This window comes from Thalassospira mesophila (assembly GCF_002115755.1).
Classification (GTDB): domain Bacteria; phylum Pseudomonadota; class Alphaproteobacteria; order Rhodospirillales; family Thalassospiraceae; genus Thalassospira; species Thalassospira mesophila.
In genome coordinates, this window is record NZ_JFKA01000015.1 from 23,755 (window position 1) to 48,925 (window position 25,171).

Here is a 25,171-nt window from a genome sequence, read left to right on the forward strand (position 1 = left end):
AAGGATTTATCTTCACACCGTGTTGAAGGGCTGTGTGCAGGAGTTGCAATGACGAGGTGCCTTGCGGTTGCTATCAAAAACAGGTCGCCACGCATTGGAAAGAACGTGGCGACATGCAAAATCGGGAATTTTCACCAAAGGGAAAACAGAAAATGAAAAACGCACTTGTTTTGGCCGCAGCACTTTCGGCCGGTCTGACTATGGCCGCCACCCATGCTTTGGCCGCAGACGGCCAGGAAAAATGCTTTGGCGTTTCCATGGCAGGGCAAAATGAATGTGCAGCGGGCCCGGGCACCACATGTGCCGGTACCTCGAAGGTCGATTACCAGGGTAATTCCTGGAAGCTGGTCCCGGCTGGCACCTGTGAAGAAATGTCCTTTACCACGGCAGATGGCCGCACCGTGCACGGTAGCATGACCAAAATTGATCGTGATTTGCCTGAAATGTAAGCCATTTCCCGGCGCGCCGGTTTTCGGGCGCGCCGGAACTTTTGGGCAATGGACTGACAGACCAGAGGACCGGCACCATGACCGCGAGCTTGACAGACAAACGAGACGGCATTTTCCAACCCGTTGTGGCGACAGCACCGCTTCCTGCTCGCGCGGGCGTGGGGTTTAAGGCCGAACATGCCAGCGACGTTTTTGAAAATGCCGATCCGGTATCGTGGTTCGAGGTGCATCCTGAAAATTATATGGTGTCGGGTGGGCCGCGCCTGCAGATGTTAACACAGTTGCGCGAGCGCTTTCCCCTGTCGTTGCACGGGGTTGGCTTGTCGCTGGGCGGCGGGGAACCGCTTGATAAAAATCATCTGCGATCCTTGCGCGCCCTTGTCGACCGGTTTGAACCCGCCCAGGTTTCGGAACATATTGCTTGGTCCGGGCATGATGGCAAATATCTGGCTGATTTGTTGCCAACACCGTTAACATTGGCCGCGCTCGCCGATTTGGTCAATGCGATTGACGAAGTGCAAAACGCGGTTGGACGGCGGATATTGATTGAAAACCCGACTTCGTATCTGGCATTGCCGCAAAACGCGATGCCGGAAACGGATTTTATCATGGCAGCTGCCCGGCAATCTGGCTGCGGGTTATTAATTGATGTGAACAATATTTTCATCAGTGCCTATAATCTGGGTTTTGACGCCCGTGATTATATTGATGTTTTGCCTGCTGACCTGATTGGTGAAATCCATTTGGCCGGGCACGAGCAAGACGCCGATGCCCGTGACGATGTGCTGATAGATACCCATTCCCGCCCGGTTGCCTCCCCGGTTTGGGCGCTGTATTGGCGGTTGATTGACCGCATTGGCGCCAAACCCACCCTGATTGAATGGGACAATGACATCCCGGACTGGCAGGTGCTGGCGCACGAGGCGGCCCTTGCCAACGCAATCATCGACGCCAGTGAAAACTGCGCAAAGAAACCGCTGCGCAAGGTGGCGTCATGACTGTAACAGTGCAGGCCCGGCACGATGCCAATGGCGCAAAAAATGACGATAATGCCGGTTTTCATCGCGCTTTTGCCAACGCCCTGATGGATGAAAACCCCGCAGCCTTTCCCGCCGGGTTTGACCCGCAAGCGTCGCGGCGGTTTGCCATTTATCGCAACAATGTCCATCGTGGTTTGCAAGAAGCACTGGCGGCGGCTTATCCAGTGGTGAAGACACTGGTCGGCGAGGGTTTTTTTTATGCAATAGCAGCGCAGTATATGCGGGCGGAAGGCAAACGTACGCCATCCCTGGCCTTGTATGGGAAGGGTTTTGCCCGGTTTTTGGCACAGCATGAGGCGATTGCCCCTGTGCCCTATATCCCCGATGTGGCCCGGTTGGAACGGGCGTGGCTGGAAGCCTTGCATGAGGCAGATGCACCGGTGACGGGGGCAACTGATCTGGCCGGGATGGAAAACCGTTTGGCGGCATTGCATTTCACCGCCCATCCGGCTGCACGCTTGATTGTGTCGGATTTTCCGATTGTGTCGCTGTGGCGGGCCAATCAGCCCGGTGTTGAAAAGTCGGGGTCGGTGGCAATTCCCGACCGGGCCGAAACGGCATTGATCACAAGGCCGCATTTTAAGGTGCAAACAGTGATGCTGGATGCCGGGGCGTGTGTTTTTGCCCGCGCGTTACTGGCCGGAATGTCGGTTGGGGCGGCGTATGAGGGCGCGGTGGCACAGGACCCGGCATTTGATGTGACACCGGTTTTCGCGCAATTGCTGGCATCGGGCATGTTTTGCGGGTTTACGGCGGGGGACGAATGATTTTGGAAAAGTCGGCGATCAAGGCAATGGTGCGTCAGGTTCATAATCTGGGCGAGGCCGTTAAGGCACACTGGGACGACTGGCTGGGCGGCTTGACCGCGCGGTTTGTTTTTGCCGCTGTGCTGTGGCCCTATTATTTAAACAGCGCCATGACCAAACCGGGCATGGGGCCGTTGGGCATTTTTATGCCCGGCCCCGGTGCCTTTGCCCAAATCATTCCGACGATTGCCGAAGCCCATTCCTATGATCCCGGCGCAATTGCCTTTTTTCCGTGGCATATCATTGTGATTGCCGGAACACTGGCCGAGTTTGTTTTGCCAATCCTGATTGTTTTGGGCGTGGTGACGCGGCTGGCCGCACTGGGCATGATCGGCTTTATCATTGTGCAGTCGCTGGTCGATATTTATGCCCATGGGGCGATGTCGGGGGCGTTATTTGATGGCGATCCGACCGGCGTGATGGACCAGCGGGTGTTGTGGATATTTCCGCTGGTGCTGTTAGCCGCTATCGGCGCCGGGCAGTGGTCTGTCGACGGGCTTTGGCGACGTGGCATCGCACGGGATGCGCACGATGGACGGTAGTTGGGGGGGCAGCGTTACAGTGTAATCCGGTCCCAGTCGGTGGGGCCGCTCATGCCCAGTTGGTCGCGCAATTGCATCATGGTCTGGCGCAATAAATTGCGCATAACATTGCGGGCTTCATCGGGGTTGCGGTCGGCAATGGCCTGATAAACCGCCTTGTGCAGGGGCAGGGATTGAACATGGGCCTTGGGCCCGCTGCTAGACAGGCGAAACGAGCCGATCAGCGCACTTTCTATCAGCATGCCCAATGATTTCATGAAATCATTTTCCGACGCATCGAGTATCGCCTGATGGAAATCCAGATCGGTCAGATACACCGCTTCCGTGCCCGGTTCTGCCTGCTCCATCCCGATATAGGCCGCATGAATGGCTTCAAGCTGGCTGTCGCTGCGGCGTTCGGCGGCCATGGCGGCAGTATTGGGTTCAATGATCAGCCGGGTTTCAAACAGGCCATATAAAAAGGTCGGCTCGGGGTCGGGAAAATGCCACGACAAAACATCGGGATCCAGAAGGTTCCAGAAATGGCGGGGCTTTACCCGTGTGCCGGTTTTGGGGCGGCTTTCGATTAATCCCTTGGCAGATAAAATTTTGATCGCCTCGCGCAGCGCCGTGCGGGAGACATCAAGCGTTTCGCTCAACTGGGCTTCGGTTGGTAAAATGTCACCCGGGCTTAATTTTCCCGAGACAATGCGCCGACCAAGATCATGGGCGATAATGCTGTGCAGACTGCGCCTGGCATAGGTTCTCGACATGGATGACATTTATGGTTTCCCCTGGTCCCGCGCGCGATGCTGTCCGGTTTGCCCATTGGGCACATTATTCATATCATATGAACATATTTGACAGGCAATAACATTTCGCCTGTTCGGGTTTTTCTGCTGGCCTTGCCTAAAACGCAATAGCTTGAATTGCGCCCTGTTGGTTTATAGACCAAAGACAGCAGGGGTAAAAGCGGCCATGGCGGGCTTGGTTTGCCTGCTATCTTGACAGGTCTCGCGGGAATGCGCATTAATGTTATAGTATGAAGAATAAGGATGCCAGAAGGCGACCGCCGATCAGGAGGAGACAATACCCACTGCGCACTTTCTTGCAACAAGCCCTTTGAGCGTTCATAACGCGGTCAGGTTGTAACAGCTTTGTCGAAATACGGCGCCCGGATTTTTTCGGGTTTCCATGCTTCCACGTTTTACATTATCGGGTTTATTGTCAGGCGGAGCGCGAGACCTTGCGGCAAAGTTGCCCGCGCCGGAAGGGCGCAGTCGTGTCTTTTAAGCCATGATCAGGGGGCGGATGGTGCTGGTTGTGCGGGCGGTCGAGCCGGATGGTGTAGGGTTTTTTCGTTTTTAAATTTATCTGTTTCGGGCCGATTGTCCGAAAAGTTTGGCATTATATCGATCAAGGGAGACGTCACCATCATGGCTGATCGCAAAGCAACCCATTATACCAGCCTTCAGGATGCCTCGGTTTTTATTACCGGCGGTGCCACCGGCATTGGCAAGGCGTTGGTTGAAGCTTTTTGTGCGCAGGGTGCAAAGGTCGCCTTTGTGGATATTCTGCGCGACGAAGGTGTGGCACTGGTTGAAGAACTGGCAGCGTCGGCCCCGCACGCCCCGCTTTTTATCGAATGCGATTTAACCAATATTGACGCCCTTCGCCGCGCGGTTAGCGATGCGAGCGCCAAGAACGGGTCGATTTCGGTATTGCTGAACAATGTCGCCAACGATACCCGCCATAAATGGCAGGACGTCACCCCGGAATATTGGGACCAGCGCCAGGCGATTAACATTCGTCCGGCATTTTTCGCCATTCAGGCGATTGCACCCATGATGATCAAGGCCGGTGGCGGATCAATTGTTAATTTTGGTTCGGTTAGCTGGATGATGGGGCAGGGCGGCATGCCCGGCTATACCACGGCAAAATCAGCCGTGCAGGGCTTAACGCGCGGCATGGCGCGCGACCTTGGCAAGGATGGTATCCGGGTTAACACCCTTGTGCCCGGTTGGGTGATGACACAGCGCCAGCTTGATCTGTGGGTGGATGAAGCCGCCGAAAAGGAAATTGCCGAACGGCAATGCCTGAAAAACAAGGTCATGCCCGACGATATCGCCCGGATGGCGCTGTTTTTGGCGTCTGACGAAAGCCGGATGATTACGTCGCAAAACTTCATTGTCGATGGTGGCTGGGTTTAAATCCGCGTTTTGGGCCAAGCCCGCACGTATTCTTGCAGGATAAAAAAATGAGACTGGTTCAATTTCGTGACGAAGAAGGCAATGCCGCCGTTGCCGTGGTTGAAGATAACGCTACCCTTGTGCCCCTGCGCGGTGTGGCGTCGGTTCGCGAGCTTGCGAAAATTGCGCTGGCCGAGGGCATTACCCTTGCCAAGGCGGCAACAGCGCAAATGGGCGATGCCCGGATTGATTACGACACCGTTGCCAGATCTGGCCGTTTGTTACCCCCGATCAGCCATTCCGACCCGGCACATTTTCTGGTCACCGGTACGGGGTTGACGCATTTGGGCTCGGCCTCGGCGCGGGCCAATATGCATACGGGGGACACCAAAAAAGTTGATGAAACCGATTCCATGAAAATGTTCCGCATGGGGGTCGAGGGTGGAAAACCCGGTGCGGGCCAGCATGGTGTGCAACCGGAATGGTTTTACAAAGGCGACGGATCGGTGGTTGTGGCACCGGGGGCCGATATTCCCAGCCCGTCCTTTGCCCTTGATGGCAGCGAAGAACCCGAAATAGCCGCCATTTACATGATTGACGACGATGGCACTCCGGTGCGGTTGGGCTTTGCCCTTGGTAACGAGTTTTCCGACCATGTGATGGAACGCCAGAATTACCTTTATCTGGCGCATTCAAAATTGCGCGCCTGTGCGCTGGGGCCGGAATTATTGTTGGGTGATTTACCGTCCCATGTCGAAGGCACGTCGCGGTTATATCGTGATGGCAAGGTGATTTGGGAAAAGCCGTTTGTCAGCGGTGAAGACAATATGTCGCATTCACTGGCGAACCTTGAATATCACCATTTCAAATATGACCTGTTTTGTCACCCCGGCGATATTCACGCCCATTATTTTGGCACAGCAACCCTTAGCTTTGCCGATGGTGTGACGACACAGGATGGCGATAAATTTGAAATTGTGTCGGAAACTTTTGGCCGTCCGATCCGCAATCGCTTGAAAGTTAGTGAAGAACGCCCGGTAAAAATCCGCGCGATTTAACGCCATGTTTTGCCGACAGGTACCAACCTGTCAGGCACTCTATCGAACCAGCCTCCCTGCGAACTTGCCCGGCCCCGTTTGGGGGCCGGGTTTTCTTTATGTTTTGTGGATATGGCGGTTGTGCCTAGTTTTGCTCGACCGCAATCGGGGCGGTGCGCAACCCCATGGCAACCATCACACCGGTCGTCAGCAGCAAAACCCCGCTAACGCTAAACACGCCAAGCGCACCACTGGCATTGTAAATAACCCCGCCAAGGGCCGCACCGATGGCAATAGCAAACTGGATTGATGCGACAAGCAACCCGCCGCCGCTTTCGGCTTCGTCGGGCACAGTTCGCGTGATCCAGGTGGACCAGCCAACGGGCATGGCGCCAAAGGCCATGCCCCAAATGGCAATCAGGATGGCATCAGCCACCGGTGCGTCGCCCTGCAAGGTGGCAAGGCCCAACCCGGCAAGACCCATGATCACGGGCATAACGGTCAGGGTCAGTTTTAAATTACGCTCAATCAGCACGCCAGCCAGATAGGTGCCAAGGAAATTGGCAATACCAAAGCCTAACAAGATGCCCGAGACGCCGGAAACCGCCACGCCAGTAACGTTTTCCAAAAACGGGCGCACATAGGTAAACATGGCGAAATGGCCGGTAAAGATCAGCATGGTCATGATCAGGCCAAACCGCATCCTGGGCCGCGTCATAACCTCAAAAAGGGTACGCAAGCTTGCATGGCCACTTGGTGCCAGTTTAGGCAGGGTGGCAAACTGCACCATCAGGGCAATCACACCCAAACCACCGGCCAGCAGGAAAATATTGCGCCAGCCGATAATATCGCCCAGAAAACTGCCCAGCGGGGCGGCAAATACGGTGGCAACCGATACCCCGCTAAACAGGATGGACAAGGCGCGCGGGATAAGATGTTCGGGTACCAGCCGCATGACAACGGCAGCGGCCATTGTCCAGAACCCGCCAAGTGCAATACCCAGCAAGACGCGCGCCATAATAAGGAATTCAAGGTTGGGCGCGATTGCCACCAAAATGTTTGATATGATCAGCAAAACCGAAAAACCCAGTAAAACCTGACGGCGGTCAAAACGGCGGGTTAGGGTTGCGATCAAAAGGCAGGTAATAAGGGCGACAATGGCGGTGGCCGACACGGCCTGTCCAGCCATGCCTTCGTTAATGCCAAGGTCGCGCGCCATCGGGGTGAGAAGACTGGCAGGCAGAAATTCCGCCGTAACCAGAGCAAACACACCCAGTGTCATGGAAATGACTGCCCCCCATGCCGGGGCTGTTGGCCCGCCAGCAATCGGGGTGCTTGTGTTTGTGTCGTTCATTCTTATCTATGTCCTGTCTGTAAGGATGCAATTTTGATTGATCCTAAAATAGGCTGGTATTCCCAGACGATCTATGCCAGATACTCTTGAATGATTGATCAATCGTCCGAAAAATATCGCAGTGCAGCACCAGAGCACGTTGCAACCGACCTGATCAGCGAATTGCTGATGGGGATGCGCCTGTTTGGCTTGCATTACAGCCGGGTGCAAATGGCCCCGCCTTTTGGTGTGCGCTTTGGCGACGATGTTGCGCGGGCCCAGTTTCACTTTGTTGCGCGTGGGCCGGTTTATTTGCGCTGTGTTTCGGGCGGGCAATGTGTGCTGCAAACCGGCGATGCCGTGTTGTTGCCGCGTGGCGTGGGCCACGAATTGTTATCATCGCCCGATATTACCGCGGACAATATTGAAAACTTTGTTGCCGCCCCGATCTGTAATCGCTTTGACGCCATTACCGCCTGCGACCCGAAACAGGGTGTGGATGACAGCGTACTGTTTTTTAGCGGCTGCATGGAATTTGATCTCGGCTGTATGAGCCCGCTGATTGGCATGATGCCCGAAATCATGCAGGTCGGCACCTTGCTGGAACGTAACCCCGAAATATTGCCGATTCTGGAAGCCATGGCGCGCGAGGTTTGTTCTGAACGGGCCGGGTATGGTGCCATTGTTACCCGCCTGGCCGATGTTGTTTCGGCCTCCATTATCCGGGGTTGGGTGGAATGTGGCTGTGGTGATGCCACCGGCTGGGTCGAGGCGCTGCGTGATCCCCGGCTAGGGCGGGTTATTGGTGCCTTGCACCGTGATCCGGGCCGTAACTGGACGGTGGAAAGCATGGCATCGGAAATGGGAACATCGCGCTCGGTTTTTGCCGAACGGTTTTTGGCCGTTACGGGCATCACCCCGCTGCGCTATGTCGCCGATTTTCGCATGCGCCTGGCCACCCAATGGATCAGCCGCGACCGCATGCCGGTTGATACCGTGGCCGAACGGCTGGGCTATGGCTCCGCTGCTGCATTCAGCCGGGCATTTAAACGGGTAACCGGCACTTCGCCCGGCGGTGTGCGCCGGGCCTAGGGGCTTGCGCTAAAGCCTGTTTTACGGTTTGCGCACGGCAACTGTTTCCACCCGGTGGCCTTTGCCCTTGCGCAAAATTGCGTCGGCGCGAAAACGTGACGGGGCCACATGCTGTTCCAACACCTTGGCATTGATATTGGCCCATATGTCGCCCGCAAGGATGCGCGCCTCGTCGTCATTTAAATGGGCATAGCGGTGGAAATAGGATTCCGGGGTTTGAAACACACTGTTTTTCAAGGTTAGAAAACGGTGAATATACCAGGTGCGAATATCGTCTTCATCGGCATCCAGATACAGGGTGAAATCGAAATAGTCACCGGCATGGGTCTGGGCGACCGGGCTGCCAACCGTGCTGATTTCCAGAACATTTAACCCTTCGACAATCAGAATGTCGGGGTTATCAATAATCTGTTTGCGATCCGGGTCGATATCATAGGTTACGTGCGAATAAACCGGTATTTCGACCTGTTCTGCCCCGTCTTTGATCTGTTCAAGTGTGTCAAGCAGGGCGCGGCGATCATAGCTTTCGGGGAAACCCTTGCGCGCCAGAAGGCCGCGTTCTTCCAGATCGGCCAGCGGCCATAAAAAACCGTCGGTACACATCAAATCAACCCGGCCCGCACTGCCCAGCGATTGCGCCAGCATTTGCCGCAAAACCCGGCAAAAGGTGCTTTTACCCACCGCAACACTGCCCGCAACCCCGATGATATAGGGTGCTTTGCGCGGCGGGGTGCCCAACACATTGCCCATCCCGGTTTTAAGGGATGCCAGATGGTCGCGGTGCGTGCGGATCAAATGGATCAGCGGCGCAAAAATTGCCGACAGGTCATCCTGATCGGTGGTGTCGTTGAGGCCGCGCAGCGCATCAAGGTCGGCAGCGGCAAGATGATAGGCCGTGTTTTCACCTACGGCCTGCCACATGTCCCGGTCAAACAGGGCATAGCGGTCAGGGTAAGGCGACGACGGGGAAAGGGTCATTACGGCCTTCTCTGCTTTTGGTTTGGTTTATCTTGTCGCTTTATGCCGTTTGGGCGGGGGCGATGCAATGTTAACGGTGATGATTTGGTCAATAACTTTGACCAACAGGGGCAATTTCGTCGAAAAAGGCCGAAAATTCCGCAGTTTTACGTATTTTTTAGCCGGGCAGGTGGCGGGGTTGGCGGGTCTCGTTAAAAACGCGCCTTGCATGTAGTCTGCGCTGGGCCTTTGTCAATTCAGGTGCCGGCGCTGCCCCCGTAAAGGGCGCTTTGGGCGGCAAGGGCGGCATCTTGAAGATGGCGCAACAGGCGGGCGCGGCGCTGATGGACAATTTCGCGGGCGGTGCCAAAGGTGGAAAGGGCGCTGACCATGCGGTCGGTGCGGTTGGTAACCGGCACGGCAATGGCGTAAATGTCGCTTTCGCGTTCGCCGTCATTAAGGGCAAAGCCATCCTCGCGGATGCGCTGCAGCTCCTGTTTTAACGCCGACTTTCCGGTAATGGTGGTGGCGGTCAGGGCTGAAAGATGGGCGGTGGCGAGGTAGGTGTCGCGTTTTTCATCTTCCATAAAGGCCAGCCACAGCTTGCCATGTGCGGTGCAAAAGGCATCCAGTTTGGTGCCAATACGGATATCGACATAAAGCGACCTGCCCGGCAGTGCCTTGGCAATGCAAACCGCCATGTCGTTTTCAAACCGGGTTGCCATGCAGGCTTCACCGGTGGCCCGTGCCAGATCATCGAGTACGGGTTGCAGGGCCAGGGCCGGGCCGCCATCGCGCAAAACCCGTTCGCCCAGATCGGCAAACATATAGCCCAAACGAAAAACCCCGCGTGCGGTCACGCGCAGCGCACCGGCCTGTTCCAGGGTATGAAGAAACCTGTGTGCGGTAATCAGGTTGATTTTTAATTCTTTCGCGACCTCGCCCGCGCTCATTTCGCTGCGCCCTGCGGCAAACAGCTCAAGAATGCGAAAGGCCTTTAGCACCGATCCGTTTAACTGTGTGGTCATGTCATCGCCTTTGCAAAAGAACCTGATCGGGGCGGGAATGTGCGTTTCCCGGTGTGAAAAGGCGTTGTCAGGCCACCGCGCCTGTAATGCCGCCGTCGGACCTGGATCGCGGCCACGCAAATACCGCCGCAGCTTGACGGCGGCAAATTTCACGTAATATACTATATTGTAAATTATATTTCAAATATAGAAATATGAAAAAGAGGGCGGGGACATGGCGGATCGTAAAGCAGCATTAACACTGACAGCCGGGGGGGCGGTTCTGGCGCGGATGAAAGCGGTGGGGGTTGATTATATTTTTGCCAATTCCGGCACCGATTTTCCGCCGATCATTGAAGGGCTGGCCGAAGCCGCCGCCAAGGACATTGACCTGCCCGAAGCCCTGATTATGCCGCACGAAAATGCCGCCATGGGCATGGCCTATGGTTATTATCGGGCAACAGGGCGCGCGCAAGCGGTGATGGCGCATACCAATGTCGGCCTGGCCAATTGTGCCATTGGCGCGATTAATGCCGCGACCGAACATGTGCCGATTTTGCTGTTTTCCGGCCGTACCCCGGTCATGGAAAAGGGGCGTTTGGGCGCGCGTACCGTGCCAATTGGCTGGGGCCAGGAAATGCGCGATCAGACCGCCCTGGTGCGTGAAGCGGTAAAATGGGATTACGAACTGAAATTCCCCGAGCAGGTACCCGAAACCGTGGACCGTGCCTATGCCATTGCCAATTCCGTGCCCAAAGGCCCGGTTTATGTCAGCCTGCCGCGCGAGGTTTTGTGCGAGCCATGCCCCGGCGAGCACATCGAAGGCCCGTCACGGATGCAACCCGTGCAGATCGCACCGCCGCGCCATTTGCTGGCCGAGGCCGCCGAAATGCTGGCACAGGCGCAACGCCCGCTGATTATTGCCCAGCGCGGGGCAGGGTCCGCTGCCGGGTTTGCGGCGTTGGCGCAGATGGCAAGCCAGTGGGGCGTTCCGGTGGTGCAATATTGGGCGATCCAGCTGGCGATTGCGACCGATCATGCCATGTTTGGCGGGATCGACCCGACGGCCTATATGAAAGAGGCCGACCTTGTGGTGGTGATAGATTGTCTGGCCCCGTGGGGACCCGATATTCATACCCTGCATGATGATTGCAAGGTGATCCAGATCGGCCAAGACCCGCTTTATGCCCGGGTTCCGTCGCGAAATTTCCCGGCGGATATATCGCTGGTCGGTGAAACCGCCGATGTTATTTTGGCACTGGCCGAGGTGCTTTCCCCTAAACATGCCGATCACGCCGATAAATGCAAAACCCGCTATGACGCGGTGGCCACGCGTAACCGCGAAACCCGGCAAAAGGCACTGGCGGCAGCGGCTGCCGGTGCCACCACACCAATGACAAAGGCCTATGTGTCGCGCGGTGTTTCAGCCGCGATTGCGGGCAAGAATGCCACGGTGTTTTCCGAACTGGGCTGCCCGTTAGAACCGATGGATTTAACCCATCATCAGGCGTGGTACCAGGAACCGCATTCGGGCGGTTTGGGCTGGTCGTTTCCGGCGGCAATGGGGTTTTCACTGGCCAATCGGGGCCGGTTGGTGGTCGCAACCATGGGCGATGGTTCGTATATGTTTGCCAACCCGACCGCGTGCCACCAGATTGCCGAGGCATTGAACCTGCCCGTTCTTATTTTGGTTTTAAACAATAACGAATGGGGGGCGGTGCGACAGTCTGTCACCGGGATGTATCCCGATGGTTATGCATCAAAAACCAATCGCATGCCGCTGACATCGTTAACCCCCAGCCCCGATTTTACCAAAACCGCGCAAGCCAGCCGGGCGTGGACGGCCAGGGTGGAAAAGCCTGCCGATCTGGCGGCGGTGTTAAACGACGCCATCGCCCATATCGAAACCAATGGCACCCATGCGCTGGTGGAAATTACCATTGCGCCATAGCGGGTTGTTTTAACAAACGCCATGTTGCCGGTTTGATTTGCCAACCGGTAGTCGCCACCATGCTGCAATGCAGGGGTTTGTCGTGCCTGTTTGCCAGGCAACGACAAATCGCTGCTTGCATCATAGGCAGAAAAATTATTTGATTGGATTCAATCAATTGAATTGCCTGTTTTAAGGAGGTCGAATGGACCGGGTTGTTGGGACGTCTGGACGGATTGCTTTTGCCAGTGCAATGCGAAATCTGTTGGCCGATGTTTATCCACAGCATGATCCGGTTTTGCTGGTGCGGCGTGTGTTCGAGGTGCTGGACTTGCCAATTGACGGCGACGGCCCCGAACCTGCCGAGGAATCCTTGCGAAAATGGGACCAGCGCGACGCGTTTTTAATTACCTATGGCGACAGCATTTCACGCAATGGCTATCAGGGCCTTAAATCCTTGCGCGATTTTCATCAGAAATGGCTGAAAGACTGGTTGCCGGGCATTCATATTTTGCCCTTTCACCCGTTCACATCCGACGATGGTTTTTCGGTTTCCGATTTCACCACGCTGCGCCCGGAACTGGGCACGTGGGAAGATGTCGAAGATTTATCCAAACATGCCAAGGTGATGGCCGATCTGGTGGCGAACCATATTTCGGCATCGCATGAATGGTTCGGGCAGTTTTTGGCCGGGCAGGAACCGGGCGTTAATTACATTAAAACCGCCAACCCCGATGACGACATTTCACAGGTGGTGCGCCCGCGCAGCCATCCGTTGTTAAATCTGGTCGAAACGGCGCTGGGGCCAAAGCATGTCTGGTGTACGTTCAGCTATGATCAGGTTGATCTGGATTACAGCAACCCCGATGTGTTTTTTGAAATTCTGAAAATCGTGCTCGATTATGCCAGCCACGGTGTCAGCGTGATCCGGCTCGATGCGATCGGGTTTATCTGGAAGGAATCCGGTACAGCGTCGATCAATGCTGATCAGACCCATGAAATCATCAAGGCGCTGCGGCTGGCGGCCAACGCGGTGGCACCCGATCTGGTGTTTATTACCGAAACCAACCTGCCGATGGTTGAAAACCTGTCCTATTTTGGCCAGCAGGATGAAGCGCACCTGATTTACAATTTTTCCCTGCCGCCGGTTATTTTGCACGCGCTGCTAAGTGGCCGGTCGGATTATATCCGTAAATGCATCATGGCGATGCCGCCAGCCCCGGCGGGCTGCACCTTTTTTAACTTTACCGCCAGCCACGATGGCATTGGCTTGCGCCCGGCTGAAAATATCGTGCCCGATGAAGACATTACCCAAATGACCGAACATGCGCGCAAAATGGGTGGCGAGGTAAGCTTTCGCTCGGTGGCCGGGGGCGGGCAACGCCCTTATGAGCTAAACGTGACATTGTTTAGCATGCTGGCCGAAAGCTTTGCCGGCGAGCGGGCATTCGGGCTGGAACGGTTTGTGATGTCGCAGGCGATTGCCATGTCGCTGGAAGGTATTCCCGCGATTTATGTGCAGTCTATTTTTGCATCGGAAAATGACCAGAACGGTTATGAACTCACCGGGATTCCCCGCCGCTTGAACCGCAAAATCTGGCAATTGGCCGATGCCGAAGCCGCCCTTGAAACACCGGGCATGCCCCAGCAGGCCTTCGGGCAGTTGCGCGCCCTGATGTCGATCCGTCAGGGGCAACCGGCCTTTCACCCCAATGCCACGCAATATACCCTTAATCTGGGCTCGGAATTGTTAGGTGTATGGCGGCAAAGCCATTTGAATGATCAAAGCATTTTTTGTGTGTTTAACCTGACCGCGCAAGATCAGGATCTGGACCTGTCGCGCATTAACCTGATCATGAATGAGGGCTGGCAGGACTTGATTACAGCCAAAGTGATCACTGATTACGATGGCATTATGACGCTGGCGCCTTATCAGATTTTGTGGATTTCCAACCTTGATGGCCGCCATCGCACCGAAAGCCGGTTGTTGCAGCGTTACCGCGACGCGATGCCGGTATAGGGGGCCGGTGTTTCGGGCGCGGTTGAAACCGATGCTTTCAGCACATCAATAAAGGCCCGCAAGCCCGCCGGAACATGGCGGTGGCCGGGATAATACAGGCACAGGCCGGGAAAGGGCGGTGTCCAGTCATCCATCATTTGGGTAAGCTCGCCCGATTGTAAATGTGGGGCTGCCTGATGGCGGGTAACATAGGCAATGCCACACCCGGCAATCGCGGCCTCGACAATCATGTTCGAGCTATCTAGCGTGATCGGGCCGGTTACATCGATTTCAATTTGCTGGTCGCGTTTTTCAAACTCCCACCGATAGATTTTGCCGCTGGGCAGGCGTAACCGCAGGCAGGCATGTGCCGCGAGGTCCGCCGGATTTATCGGGGCGGGCAAGCCGCAATTTTGCAAATAGCCAGGTGATGCGACAACAACAAATTGTTCGGGCGGGCCACAGGGAACAGCGATCATATCTTGCGGGACGGTTTCAAACAGGCGAATGCCCGCATCGAACCCGCCTGCAACAATATCCACCAGTTTGCCATCGGTGACGATATCGACATGCATATCGGGATAGGCGGCAATAAAGCGGGCCACCACCGGCATTAAAAACAGCCGGGCTGACCCCTCGGACGTATTAAGGCGCAAGGTGCCGCGCGGTTTTTGCCGGAACTTGTTGGCGATTTCCATGGCATCGGAAAGGTCGGTCAGGGCGGGGCGAATGCGCTCGACAAATTCGCGCCCGGCCTCGGTAAGCGAGACGCTGCGCGTGGTGCGGTTAAACAGGCGCACGCCAAGGCGCTGTTCCAGGCTGGAAATCGCATGGCTCAGCGCAGATGGCGACAGGCCAAGTTCCACCGCAGCGGCGCGAAAATTGCGGTGCGCAGCAACCGCGACCACACCGTGAAGTTCTAAAAGGCCACCTTTGTTCATTGTGCAATTTCCTGCATTACTTCATGCAATAATATCTCGCTTATTCGAACAATAAAACCTTTCTATGGTGCGCTATCGTCAATGACACAGACTGGTGGAGCCTGAAATGAACCCGAAAACAATTTTGATCACTGGAACATCGTCCGGGATTGGCAAGGCCACGGCAAAACGGTTTGCCGCGCTGGGCTGGAACGTGGTTGCCACCCAGCGCAGCCCGGAAAAAAACACCGAATTGCGCGCGTTGCCCCATGTGCTGGTCACCCGGCTTGATGTGCAGGACCGTGCCAGCATTGAGGATGCGATAGCGGCAGGCATCGACCGGTTTGGCCGGATTGATGCGGTGGTAAACAATGCGGGCTTTGGTCAATATGGCCTGTTTGAGGGGCTAAGCCAAAGCCAGATCGACCAGCAGTTTCAGGTAAATGTCTTTGGCGTGATGGATGTCACGCGGGCAATTTTGCCCCATTTTCGCAGCCATAAAAACGGAACGATTGTAAATGTCAGTTCCGGGGCCGGTGTTTTTGGCCTGCCGATGATTTCGCTTTATTGTGCCAGCAAGTTTGCCCTTGAAGGCTTTAGCGAAGCCGTTTCTTATGAACTGGCCTCGCAGGGCATTACGGTAAAACTGGTTATTCCGCATGGCGGGGTCAGTTCCACCGAATTTCATGCCCGCAGCGCACAGGAATTTTCCAAAACCGAAAGCCTGAGCGATTATCAGGATTTTGTAGAGAAAATGAACGCCGCATTCGCCAAAATGGCCGGGGGCCGTTTAATGGATTCCGATTATGTCGCGGGTTTTGTTGAGCAGGCTGTAACCGATGGCAGCAGCCGGTTGCGCTATTACGTTGGCGATGATGCACGCGGCTTTGTCGATGCGCGCCTGCATAAGGGCGAAGATGCCTATATCGCACATATGCACCGTTATTTTGATCCAGAGGCCGCAAAATAATATGGCTGATACAGACATCTGACATGCAAACAGGCCGGGATATATGCCACCCCGGCCTGTTTTTTAACGGGTTTTCTTTGGTGTTTGCTATCTGGCAACTTTGCCAATCTCGCCGTCATTCAAATCGTCTTCGACCGCGGCGGAAAGCTGTTCGAAAATGTCGTCCATCGCGCTTTCAACCCGCTGCCAGCTGGGAATAAACGGGCTTTCCAGCGGGTTATCCAGATAATGCTGCCCGGCACTAATGATCACTTCGGCCAGAACCTCGACACATTTTTCTTCTTCGTCGCGGTTGATTTTAAGGCCGTTAAACAAGGCGTCGGCGCGGTATTGCTCGATCAGGTCCAGGGCCGTTCTGTAATAGGTGGCTTTAAGCGTGCGGAATGTTTCGTGGGAAAAAACCGTGCCCTGGGTGGCGAGCTTGCGAAACAGCGATTTGGCAATGTCGCTGGCCATGCGTGACAGGCCATCGTCTTTTTGCGCCGGGTCAAATTCGCGGTGTTTATGGTCGTAAATATCGGCGATATCGACCTGCGCCAAACGGTGAACGGTATGGTTACGATACATTTCCGACAGCATGGAAATTTCCAGACCCCAGTCCGATGCCACGCGCAGGCCATAGGCCACATCGGTGCGAATGGCAATTTCGCCCGATAGCGCATAACGGAAACAATCCAGGTAATTCAGAAAATCGGTTTTGCCGACCACCTGTTTTAACGCCCGGATCAGCGGGGTGACAAACAGGCGGCACACCCGGCCCTTCAGCGTGCCCCCGGCAACGCGCGCGTAATATCCCTTGGCAAAGGCAAAATTAAAGGCCGGGTTGGCAATGGGATACATCAGGCGGGCGGGCAGGTCGGGGGTGTAGGTGGCAATGTCGCAATCGTGAATACCAATGACCGAACTGCGCCCGGTTGCCAGCGTATAGCCCATGCAATACCACACATTGCGGCCCTTGCCCGGTTCGTAACGGGCAAGATCATAATCGGCCAGCCGGTCATGCACGGCGCGCAGACGCGGGCCGTCGTTCCAGAGAATGCGGGTGCGCTGGGGCAGGTCTTTAAAAAACTCGCGCGCATAGGCGTATTGGGTTTCGTTGGCGCGGTCCAGCCCGACCACGATCTGGTCAATATAGGTGGCCTTTTTAAGCCCTTCGAGGATGGTGGTCATTGCCGGTGTTTCAAGCTCGGAATACAGGCACGGCAAAATAAGGGTCTGACGGCGAGATCGGGCAAAGGCCGTCATTTCATAAGCGAGTTCTTCCGGGTCACGATCAATAATCGAATGAAGGGTTGTGATCGGGCCACCCTGATGAAAATCGGCCATTTTTACCTCGCTTTTGTTATTGATGTTGGCGTTTGCGACAGATCGTCGAGTATTGAATTTATCATGATGTTCCAGCCCGCTGGCCCCGGTTTTGGCGCAAGACGGGCGGTTTTTCCACCCAGATCAAGCTGTGGGACCGGGCCGTGCTTAACCGGAATTTGCACCGCAATGTCGGCATGGGCCAACATCCCGGCATCATTTGGGGAATCACCCAGGGCAATGGTGGTGATGGCCGCACGGCTTTGGGGCAGTTTGCCGGTTTCTTGCAGCATCATCAGTGCGGTTTGCATGGCGCTTCCTTTGTCTGTTTCGCCGCATAATGTGTAAAAGCGGCCCCCTTTAACCAGTTTTAACCCAAATTCACGGGCAATGTTCCCGGCTTGGTCAATGTCGGCGCGGGGGGGCTGCCATATTAGCGGATCAGAACAGTTGCGCTGCCCGGCAAGGGCCGCATCGGCCAATGGCAGGCCGGTAGCCTTGGCAATTTCGGCCGCCGTGCTGGTGCGAAACCCGGCGACCGGCACCGATACCGTTTTGGCAATTTCATCGCGGGCGGCATCAATGGTGGCAGTTTGCGGGCCAAGCTGGCGCATATCGCCGTTAATTTCAATTGCGCCGCCATTTTCGCCAATCAAACCGGCAAACAGATGGTGGCGGGCATTGAGGGCGTGTAATTCGGCCAGGGTTTTGGAAGAAATCGCCAGCACGGGAATGTCGTTTTCGCGCAGCCGTGTAAGGGCGGGGCGCGCCGCCTCCCAGGAATAGTCATCGTGATCCAGCAGGGTGCCATCCAGGTCGGTGAAAACGACAAGTCCGGTCAGATGTTGCATCTATCTCGCAAAACGTTGTGAAAACAGCATGTTGTAGCATTTGCAATTGAAGTCTAGCACAGCACCTTCAATTGGGCGACAGTGCAAAGATTAAATTTTACGCACATTTTTGTATCGGCAAGAAGCTGTATGGAAAATCATCACTTAAGGTTTGCCGATGTCGTTGGGCTCTGGGGCTGCTGCATCGGGTTCTGTCGCGGTCGGGATTGGGGCGGCCCGCTTCCAAAATTGAAATTACTGTATTATAGTATATATTGGTATTTTGGTCTGACAGTGGAGGCATAAATCATGTCAAAGACGACCAGTATTTCCCTTGGCGATCATTTCACGGGGTTTATCGAGGCACAAGTATCCTCGGGCCGGTTTGGGTCGGCAAGTGAAGTGGTTCGGGCCGGGTTGCGCATCCTTGAGGAGCGTGAGGCAAAGTTTCAGGCTTTGCAAATGGCGATCACGGAAGGTTTAAACAGTGGCGTTGTCGAGACGTTCAGCATGGCAGCGTTACAGCACGACATGGACCAGGAAACGGGCGCAAAATAGTGTCCGGTTTTTCGGTTAGTAAGGCCGCTTATGCCGATATCCGGGGTATCGCTTCCAATACCCAAAAGACATGGGGTATCGAACGCAGGCGTCGGTATCTTGATGGCTTGAATGAAAAGTTTGAAGTGCTGGCAAGGATGCCGGAAATGTCGCATGAACGGCAGGACTTTGTTCCGCCTGTGCGAATCTCTCATTATGAAAAACATCTGATCATTTACGCGCACCATGGCGATGGTGGCATATTGATCATTCGTGTTCTGCACCAGAATATGGATGTTACATCACAGCTTTCCAGCTAGTTGAAATCCTGCGATATCGGCGCGATAGCGTGGAACGTCGAAATATACCGGGCTGTTTCAGGCGATTGATGGCGATGTGAAAATGCTGGCCCTGACCATGCCATTTTTCACCGGCATATCGGGAGCAAGGATTGCAAAATTTGGTTGCATGTCTTTGTGATTTAAGAAAAACGAATGCCGAAACATGATTTTAAAGGTGAAAGTCGCTTGATGGGCGTGAAAATGGGACGTCGGAGTTTTATTGGTTTTGTAAGTGCCGCAGCGGCAGCGGGCCTTGTGCCCGGCACATTGTCGCGCGCCTTTGCCGCCGGAACGGGCGCATTGCCAATGGGCGAGAAAAAACCGTTTTCGTTTGAAGGGGTTCTGGGCTGGGCGCGCGAACAGGCAAAAAAGCCCTATCAGGCCCCGGAAATTTCCGATGCGTTAAAAAACGTTCTGTCGCGCATTGATTATGATGCCTACCAGCAAATCAAGTTTGATACCGAAAAGTCGTTATGGCGCAACACAGATGGCGTGCCGCCGGTTGCCCCGTTTCATCAGAACCGTGGCACCATGGAAAAGGTGCGGATTTATACGGTGAGCGACGGGCAGGCCCGCGAAGTGCAATATGACCCGTCCGCCTTTGATTATAAGGGCGATATAAAAGCTGCCGATATGCCCGAGGATGCCGGTTGGGGCGGGTTTCGCCTGTTATATGACAACGACCCTTCGCGCGACTGGCTGGCTTTTTTAGGGGCATCGTATTTTCGCTCGGCCGGGCCGCAGGACCAATATGGCCTGTCGGCGCGCGCGGTGGCCGTGAACACTGCGTTGCATGATAAAACCGAAGAATTCCCGAGGTTTACCGAATTTTGGCTGGAGCCGACCCATGATGGCGGCATGCATATTTATGCATTGCTTGATAGCCCGAGCCTGACCGGGGCGGTGCAGATTGCGTGCCAGAAACCAAATGACCGCGACATTGTTATGGATGTGACGGTGCGGTTTTTCACCCGTCAGGCGGTGCGTCGCCTTGGCGTGGCACCGTTGACCAGCATGTTCTGGTTTTCTGAAATTAACCGCGACGAAGCGGTGGATTGGCGACCGGAAATTCACGATAATGACGGGCTGGCGATTTGGACCGGATCGGGCGAACGCCTGTGGCGGCCGCTTGATAACCCAAAACATACCCGTACCAGCAGCTTTGTTGACCAGTCGCCCAAGGGTTTCGGGCTCATGCAACGCGACCGCAATTTTGCCAATTATGAAGATGATGGCGTGTTTTATGATCGCCGTCCCTCGCTATGGATCGAGCCCAAAGGCGACTGGCAAAAAGGCATGGTTCAGCTGCTTGAAATTCCCACCGATGATGAAATTCACGACAATATCGTTGCCTATTGGACAACAGATGAAGAAGTCCCCGCCGGGGAAGAACGTGCCTTTCAATACCGCATGCACTGGATGGGGGATGGCCTGTTTGGCGATGTAAAAGTCGGTCATGCCATTGCAACGCGTACCGGCCGGGCCGGGGTGCCGGGGCAAAAACGCCCGGATAAAGGTTTGAAATATGCCATTGATTTTGCCGGGGGTGATTTGGCCAATTACACCACCGAACAAAAAACTGTGGTGCCCGATGTTAGCGCCAGTAACGCCGCCATTCAAAATGCCTATTGCTTGCGGGTGGTCGGGCAGGATTACTGGCGGCTGGTGTTTGATATTTTCCCCGATGGCAACGGGCCGGTTAATTTGCGCGCCGCCCTTAAAGAAGGTGACCGATTATTGACCGAAAGCTGGGTGTTTGAGCATCGCGAGCATCAGTTTTAAAACCAGATTACATGTAAACAGTTAAACGGGCCGGGTCTTTCCGGCCCGTTTGGCATTTATAAGCATTAAAATATTTTCTATATCCGTTTGGTTATAGATGTTCGTTTTGTGCTGTTCTTTTCCCGGTTTGTCCATTTTGCCAAAACCGGTGGCGTTTTATCCTGTGATCAACAGGGAAGCGGCCTTTGGCCGTTTTATAAAAAGATCATAAAGGAAAACGTCATGCATGTTCCCGTGGTTATCATTGGCAGTGGCCCGGCGGGTCTGTTGTTGTCGCATTTGTTGCATGTGCGCGGCATCGGTTCGATTATTCTGGAACGCAAAAGCCGGGATTATGTTGAAGGGCGCATTCGTGCCGGGGTGCTGGAAATGGGAACGGTCGGCCTGATGCGCGAAGTGGGCGTCGATGCCCGGATGAATGCCGAAGGCATTTTGCATGACGGCATTTACATCAGTGTTGAAGGCAAGCGCCACCATATCGATATGAAAGCCCTGACCGGCGGGCAGACCGTGATGATTTATGGTCAGACCGAACTGACCAGGGATTTGATTGCTGCGCGTTTAGGGCATGGTGGCGAAATTGTCTTTAACGCCGAAAATGTCAGCTTGCATGATGTTGAAAGCAATCAGCCCTATGTTCGGTATCTGCACGATGGCACCGAACAGCGGGTAACGTGCGACTATATCGCCGCGTGCGATGGGTACCATGGGGTCGGTCGCCAGACCATGCCACAGGATAAACTCAAAACCTTTGAGCGGGTTTATCCGTTTGGCTGGTTAGGTGTGTTGGCAAAGGCCAAACCGGTTGCCGACGAGCTGATTTATGCCCGCCATTCACGCGGTTTTGCCCTGTGTTCGATGCGATCGCAAACAGTGGTGCGCCATTATGTGCAGGTACCGATCGAGGATAAAATTGAAGACTGGTCCGATGACCGCTTCTGGCATGAATTGCGCCTGCGGCTGGGCGAGGAAGACGCCGGGCTGGTGAATGAAGGCGAGGTGTTTGAAAAAAGCATTGCGCCGCTGCGCAGCTTTGTTGCCGAACCCATGTCGCACGGGCGGTTGTTTTTGGCGGGGGATGCTGCCCACATTGTGCCGCCCACCGGGGCCAAGGGCCTAAATCTGGCGGCAAGCGATGTGCATTATCTTTCAAAGGCGTTGATTGCCAAATTCAAGGACAATAACGACGCCCTTCTGGCGGGGTACGGGGCAACGGCAACCGCACGGGTGTGGAAGGCGGAACGGTTTTCGTGGTGGATGACATCGATGTTGCACCGGTTTGGCGATGAAAACAGTTTTGATGGCCGGGTGCGCCAGGCCGAACTGGATTATGTCCTGTCATCGGATGCCGGCAAGACGATGCTGGCGGAGAATTATGTCGGGTTACCTTACTAATATCAGCTGCCTCTAAATTATCACAATTGTTTTGGAACCGGCAGCTCTGCGGCGCGTTAGGTGGGTGTTGTGTGAGGCAACGGTTTAAAACAAAACAGGAGGTCCCAATGGTGACCAAGAATGAAGCCGAAACGAGCGCCGACACCTCAAAACTTCAGGCTGAGGTCGAAATTCTGCGCCAGGATCTGGCAGAAGTGACCAAAACTCTGAAATCGATTGCTGGCGACAACATTGAAACCCGCACGGCACAGGCTGCCCAGCGGGTTCGTGAAGTTTCGGGTCAGGCGCGTGAGCAGTTTGACCATGCCCGTGACGTGGCCGTTGATCAGGTGCGCGAACGTCCGCTGCTGACGGTTGCTGCAACCTTTGGTGTCGGCCTGATACTTGGCCGCTTGATGCGTCGATGATCGATCAGCTCATCGATGCCATCGGTGACATGGCGCAGGCCGCAGCCGCAAGGCTTGCGGCCATCGCCATAATCGGGCTGGTGATGCTGGTTGGCACCGGGTTTGTGCTGGCCGCCATTTATATGGGGCTTGCGGCCCAGGTCGGGCCGGTGGTCAGCGCGCTGACCATTGGTGTTGTGCTGATTGTGCTGGGCCTTGTCACGATGGCAATCTGGTTTGGTAAAAGCCCGACATTCGAGCAGGATAAACCCGACAACGCCCATAAAGCCGGTCGCACCGAAGATGATATTATTATTGATATGCTGATGGATGCGGCAAAGGCCGGTTTTGCCACCGGGCAAGGCGATAAAAACGGCATGAGCCAAGGGTTTGAACGTATTTTACAAAACCTTGATGGTCTGGGCACGTTTGAACGCCGGCGCGCAGCAGAAGCTGCTGTGGCGCAGGCCGAGGCGGCCTATGCGCAAGCACAGGAGCGTGTCGCCCGCGCTGCTGGTGGTGCTGCCGATGATCCGGGGGTGGCGGGGTTTGCCGTTGACCCTGATGGCCCCGATCACCCCGACGGTTTTGATGGCGCCAAACCTGAACCCGTTTCGGATGCCTTTTCGCGTGATCCGGGAATGACGCAAAAATAACCTGCCAGATTGTCGTTATTGCCATTGACGTACGAGATATGAAAAACCGGCGAACGGGAAAGCCCGATCGCCGGTTTTGTATTTTTGCGTGGATGGAGGCCGGGATTATTCGCCGTGAAAATGCACCGTGCCGATATAGGGCAGGTTGCGATTGTTCTGGGCGTAATCGATGCCGTAACCGACCACAAATTCGTCGGGAATATCAAAGCCGCAATAATCGATGGCAATGTTGATATCGCGCCGCGACGGTTTGTTAAGCAGGGTACAAATTTCAAGCCGATTGGGGTCGCGCGTGTTAAGCAGGCGCACCACTTCGGACAGGGTATAGCCGGTATCGATGATGTCTTCGACCAGAAGCACGTCCTTGCCGCGAATTTGCCCGTCAAGATCCTTGATGATGCGGACATTGCGCGAGCTTTCGGTCGAGTCTCCATAGCTTGACGCGACCATGAAATCGACTTCGACCGGAACGGTCAGTTTACGCGCCAGATCGGCGATAAACACGAACGAGCCGCGCAACAAGCCGACCACGATCAGCTTTTCGGTATCTTTGAAATTCTCGTTGATCTGGGCTGCCAGCGTATCGATTTTCGCGGCAATTTCCTCAGCAGTGATCAACGGCTTGATATCATAATCGGCCATCAGTCCGGGTCCCCGAAGGTGGAATGGTTCAATGCAGGCGTTGCTATCACAGGCAATGGGCCTTTACCAGCCTGCTTGCGGTTGAATATCTGATGTTATTGGTGCGGTGGCCTGCAACAATACCGGTTTATCGCCATCGTGCCACTGGGCATATCTGGTCATGGCATTGGCAAAAAACGGGCTTTGCAGCATGTCGTGCAACCAGCGTTGCAGGTGGGCAAAGGGCAGGGCATCAAATTTTTCCGGATCGATGCGGGCAAACTGGCGAATAAACGGGGCAATGGCATAGTCGGCCAGGGCCGGGCGGGTGCCGTACAGATATTTGCCAACCGCAAGCCGACCATCAAGCCGGTTCAGAATTTTTTCGGCCTGTTGGCGATGAAAAGCCGGATCGGCCCCGTCATAGCGCGATGCGTATTTATAGCGATCAAGGTGGTTTTTAAACGGGCCGTCATTTTGCGCGATTAATACCAGCATATCATCAAGGTCGCCGCTTTGCGGGGTTAGCCATTGCTGCGGGTCGGCCTCGGCCAGGGCCCAGACCATGATTTCCAGGCTTTGATCAATGACGGTGCCATCGCCAAGGATTAACACAGGCACAGTGGCCTTGGGCGATGCCGCAAGCAATGCCGCGGGTTTGTCGCGCAGGACAACTTCGCGCAGTTCCACAACAATACCGGCAGCCAGCAACGCCATACGGGCGCGCATGGCATAGGGGCAGCGCCGAAAGCTGTATAAAACCGGCATTGCGGTCGTATCTGGAAGGATGGTGGCGGGCGTTTGCATCTGATCGGTCATGTTTTTGGAGTACAGACATGGTGTCGGGTTTGCAACCATCTTTGCGGCCATCAGCCGTGAAGACGCGGGGGGGCAGTTTTGGTTTTCGCGGTGTGATTGGCCGGTTATAATGGGTTGTGCTATCTATTTTGCCCGAACAAGGTAAAATTTTGGACATTTTACACGCGACGGGCTTGATTTATCGGTCCGGTTTGTGAAAGGAAAAGCACGTAATTTATCGCCTTCCACCGAACCGGAACATAAACGCGC

Annotated in this window: 25 protein-coding genes; 16 read left to right on the forward strand and 9 right to left on the reverse strand. The window is 55.0% G+C overall.

Annotated elements, in window-relative coordinates; all coding sequences use genetic code 11:
* The first annotated feature begins 152 nt into the window (after positions 1-152).
* The 4 genes from TMES_RS20185 (at position 153) to TMES_RS20200 (ending at position 2,837) form a co-directional block, all read left to right on the forward strand.
* The gene (locus TMES_RS20185; RefSeq protein ID WP_085585962.1) at positions 153-449 is read left to right on the forward strand and encodes a BufA1 family periplasmic bufferin-type metallophore; all 297 of its coding nucleotides are present in this window, start codon (positions 153-155) and stop codon (positions 447-449) included.
* A gap of 77 nt (positions 450-526) precedes the next feature.
* A complete protein-coding gene (gene bufB / locus TMES_RS20190; protein ID WP_085585964.1) occupies positions 527-1,447 on the forward strand; it encodes an MNIO family bufferin maturase in 921 nt (306 codons plus the stop codon).
* A complete protein-coding gene (locus TMES_RS20195; protein ID WP_085585966.1) occupies positions 1,444-2,256 on the forward strand; it encodes an HvfC/BufC N-terminal domain-containing protein in 813 nt (270 codons plus the stop codon). Before bufB ends, TMES_RS20195 begins: the two co-directional genes overlap by 4 nt.
* Positions 2,253-2,837, forward strand: a complete 585-nt coding sequence (locus tag TMES_RS20200; RefSeq protein WP_245835527.1) for a DoxX family protein — start codon at positions 2,253-2,255, stop codon at positions 2,835-2,837. The genes TMES_RS20195 and TMES_RS20200 overlap by 4 nt, the downstream gene beginning before the upstream one ends.
* A 14-nt stretch (positions 2,838-2,851) precedes the next feature.
* On the opposite strand, the gene TMES_RS20205 is transcribed toward TMES_RS20200, so the two are convergent.
* Entirely contained in the window at positions 2,852-3,598 is a 747-nt protein-coding gene (locus TMES_RS20205) for a FadR/GntR family transcriptional regulator (RefSeq protein WP_085585968.1), read from the reverse strand.
* A 654-nt stretch (positions 3,599-4,252) separates the two neighbouring features.
* Here TMES_RS20205 and TMES_RS20210 point away from each other — a divergent pair.
* A complete protein-coding gene (locus TMES_RS20210) occupies positions 4,253-5,026 on the forward strand; it encodes an SDR family NAD(P)-dependent oxidoreductase (protein ID WP_085585970.1) in 774 nt (257 codons plus the stop codon).
* A gap of 47 nt (positions 5,027-5,073) precedes the next feature.
* On the forward strand, positions 5,074-6,063 hold the full coding sequence (gene araD1, locus TMES_RS20215) for an AraD1 family protein (RefSeq protein WP_085585972.1): 990 nt from the start codon (positions 5,074-5,076) through the stop codon (positions 6,061-6,063).
* A gap of 124 nt (positions 6,064-6,187) precedes the next feature.
* Here araD1 and TMES_RS20220 read toward each other — a convergent pair whose 3' ends face one another.
* On the reverse strand, positions 6,188-7,396 hold the full coding sequence (locus tag TMES_RS20220; protein WP_085585974.1) for an MFS transporter: 1,209 nt from the start codon (positions 7,394-7,396) through the stop codon (positions 6,188-6,190).
* A gap of 90 nt (positions 7,397-7,486) precedes the next feature.
* Here TMES_RS20220 and TMES_RS20225 point away from each other — a divergent pair, with 90 nt between their 5' ends.
* A complete protein-coding gene (locus tag TMES_RS20225) occupies positions 7,487-8,467 on the forward strand; it encodes an AraC family transcriptional regulator (protein WP_085585976.1) in 981 nt (326 codons plus the stop codon).
* Between the two features lie 21 nt (positions 8,468-8,488).
* Here TMES_RS20225 and coaA read toward each other — a convergent pair whose 3' ends face one another.
* A complete protein-coding gene (gene coaA, locus TMES_RS20230) occupies positions 8,489-9,445 on the reverse strand; it encodes a type I pantothenate kinase (RefSeq protein WP_085585978.1) in 957 nt (318 codons plus the stop codon).
* 236 nt (positions 9,446-9,681) lie between these two features.
* Positions 9,682-10,452, reverse strand: coding sequence for an IclR family transcriptional regulator (locus TMES_RS20240; RefSeq protein WP_085586047.1), 771 nt, complete (start codon positions 10,450-10,452; stop codon positions 9,682-9,684).
* 214 nt (positions 10,453-10,666) lie between these two features.
* On the opposite strand from TMES_RS20240, the gene TMES_RS20245 reads away from it, so the two are divergent.
* Both TMES_RS20245 and TMES_RS20250 read left to right on the forward strand, forming a co-directional pair.
* Positions 10,667-12,382 carry a thiamine pyrophosphate-requiring protein gene (locus TMES_RS20245; protein WP_085585982.1) on the forward strand — a complete coding sequence of 572 codons (1,716 nt, stop codon included), beginning with the start codon at positions 10,667-10,669 and terminating at the stop codon, positions 12,380-12,382.
* 184 nt (positions 12,383-12,566) lie between these two features.
* Positions 12,567-14,381 carry an alpha-amylase family glycosyl hydrolase gene (locus TMES_RS20250; RefSeq protein WP_085585984.1) on the forward strand — a complete coding sequence of 605 codons (1,815 nt, stop codon included), beginning with the start codon at positions 12,567-12,569 and terminating at the stop codon, positions 14,379-14,381.
* Here TMES_RS20250 and TMES_RS20255 read toward each other — a convergent pair.
* Entirely contained in the window at positions 14,357-15,301 is a 945-nt protein-coding gene (locus tag TMES_RS20255) for a LysR family transcriptional regulator (protein WP_085585986.1), read from the reverse strand. The genes TMES_RS20250 and TMES_RS20255 overlap by 25 nt on opposite strands.
* Positions 15,302-15,407: 106 nt before the next feature.
* Between TMES_RS20255 and TMES_RS20260 the strand changes: the two genes are divergently transcribed.
* Entirely contained in the window at positions 15,408-16,250 is an 843-nt protein-coding gene (locus TMES_RS20260; protein ID WP_085585988.1) for an SDR family oxidoreductase, read from the forward strand.
* Positions 16,251-16,337: 87 nt separating this feature from the next.
* On the opposite strand, the gene TMES_RS20265 is transcribed toward TMES_RS20260, so the two are convergent.
* Both TMES_RS20265 and TMES_RS20270 read right to left on the reverse strand, forming a co-directional pair.
* On the reverse strand, positions 16,338-17,576 hold the full coding sequence (locus tag TMES_RS20265; protein ID WP_085586049.1) for a glycosyltransferase family protein: 1,239 nt from the start codon (positions 17,574-17,576) through the stop codon (positions 16,338-16,340).
* Positions 17,577-17,578: 2 nt separating this feature from the next.
* A complete protein-coding gene (locus tag TMES_RS20270) occupies positions 17,579-18,406 on the reverse strand; it encodes an HAD-IIB family hydrolase (RefSeq protein ID WP_143589755.1) in 828 nt (275 codons plus the stop codon).
* A 288-nt stretch (positions 18,407-18,694) separates the two neighbouring features.
* Between TMES_RS20270 and TMES_RS20275 the strand changes: the two genes are divergently transcribed.
* The 6 genes from TMES_RS20275 (at position 18,695) to TMES_RS20300 (ending at position 23,482) form a co-directional block, all read left to right on the forward strand.
* A complete protein-coding gene (locus TMES_RS20275; protein WP_085585990.1) occupies positions 18,695-18,943 on the forward strand; it encodes a type II toxin-antitoxin system ParD family antitoxin in 249 nt (82 codons plus the stop codon).
* Positions 18,943-19,242 (forward strand): type II toxin-antitoxin system RelE/ParE family toxin, encoded by a 300-nt coding sequence (locus tag TMES_RS20280; protein ID WP_158091281.1) that lies wholly within the window; start codon positions 18,943-18,945, stop codon positions 19,240-19,242. Before TMES_RS20275 ends, TMES_RS20280 begins: the two co-directional genes overlap by 1 nt.
* Before the next feature lie 222 nt (positions 19,243-19,464).
* A complete protein-coding gene (locus tag TMES_RS20285) occupies positions 19,465-21,045 on the forward strand; it encodes an OpgD/OpgG family glucan biosynthesis protein (protein WP_085586051.1) in 1,581 nt (526 codons plus the stop codon).
* A gap of 222 nt (positions 21,046-21,267) precedes the next feature.
* The gene (gene pobA, locus TMES_RS20290; protein ID WP_085586053.1) at positions 21,268-22,440 is read left to right on the forward strand and encodes a 4-hydroxybenzoate 3-monooxygenase; all 1,173 of its coding nucleotides are present in this window, start codon (positions 21,268-21,270) and stop codon (positions 22,438-22,440) included.
* A 107-nt stretch (positions 22,441-22,547) separates the two neighbouring features.
* Complete coding sequence (locus TMES_RS20295; RefSeq protein WP_085585994.1) at positions 22,548-22,847, forward strand: ElaB/YgaM/YqjD family protein; 300 nt, start codon at positions 22,548-22,550, stop codon at positions 22,845-22,847.
* Positions 22,844-23,482: a phage holin family protein gene (locus TMES_RS20300; RefSeq protein WP_085585996.1), complete on the forward strand. Its 639-nt coding sequence runs from the start codon at positions 22,844-22,846 to the stop codon at positions 23,480-23,482. The genes TMES_RS20295 and TMES_RS20300 overlap by 4 nt, the downstream gene beginning before the upstream one ends.
* A 105-nt stretch (positions 23,483-23,587) precedes the next feature.
* Here TMES_RS20300 and hpt read toward each other — a convergent pair whose 3' ends face one another.
* Both hpt and TMES_RS20310 read right to left on the reverse strand, forming a co-directional pair.
* On the reverse strand, positions 23,588-24,124 hold the full coding sequence (gene hpt / locus TMES_RS20305; protein WP_085585998.1) for a hypoxanthine phosphoribosyltransferase: 537 nt from the start codon (positions 24,122-24,124) through the stop codon (positions 23,588-23,590).
* A 63-nt stretch (positions 24,125-24,187) separates the two neighbouring features.
* The gene (locus tag TMES_RS20310) at positions 24,188-24,922 is read right to left on the reverse strand and encodes a glutathione S-transferase (protein ID WP_245835528.1); all 735 of its coding nucleotides are present in this window, start codon (positions 24,920-24,922) and stop codon (positions 24,188-24,190) included.
* Between the last annotated feature and the right edge of the window lie 249 nt (positions 24,923-25,171).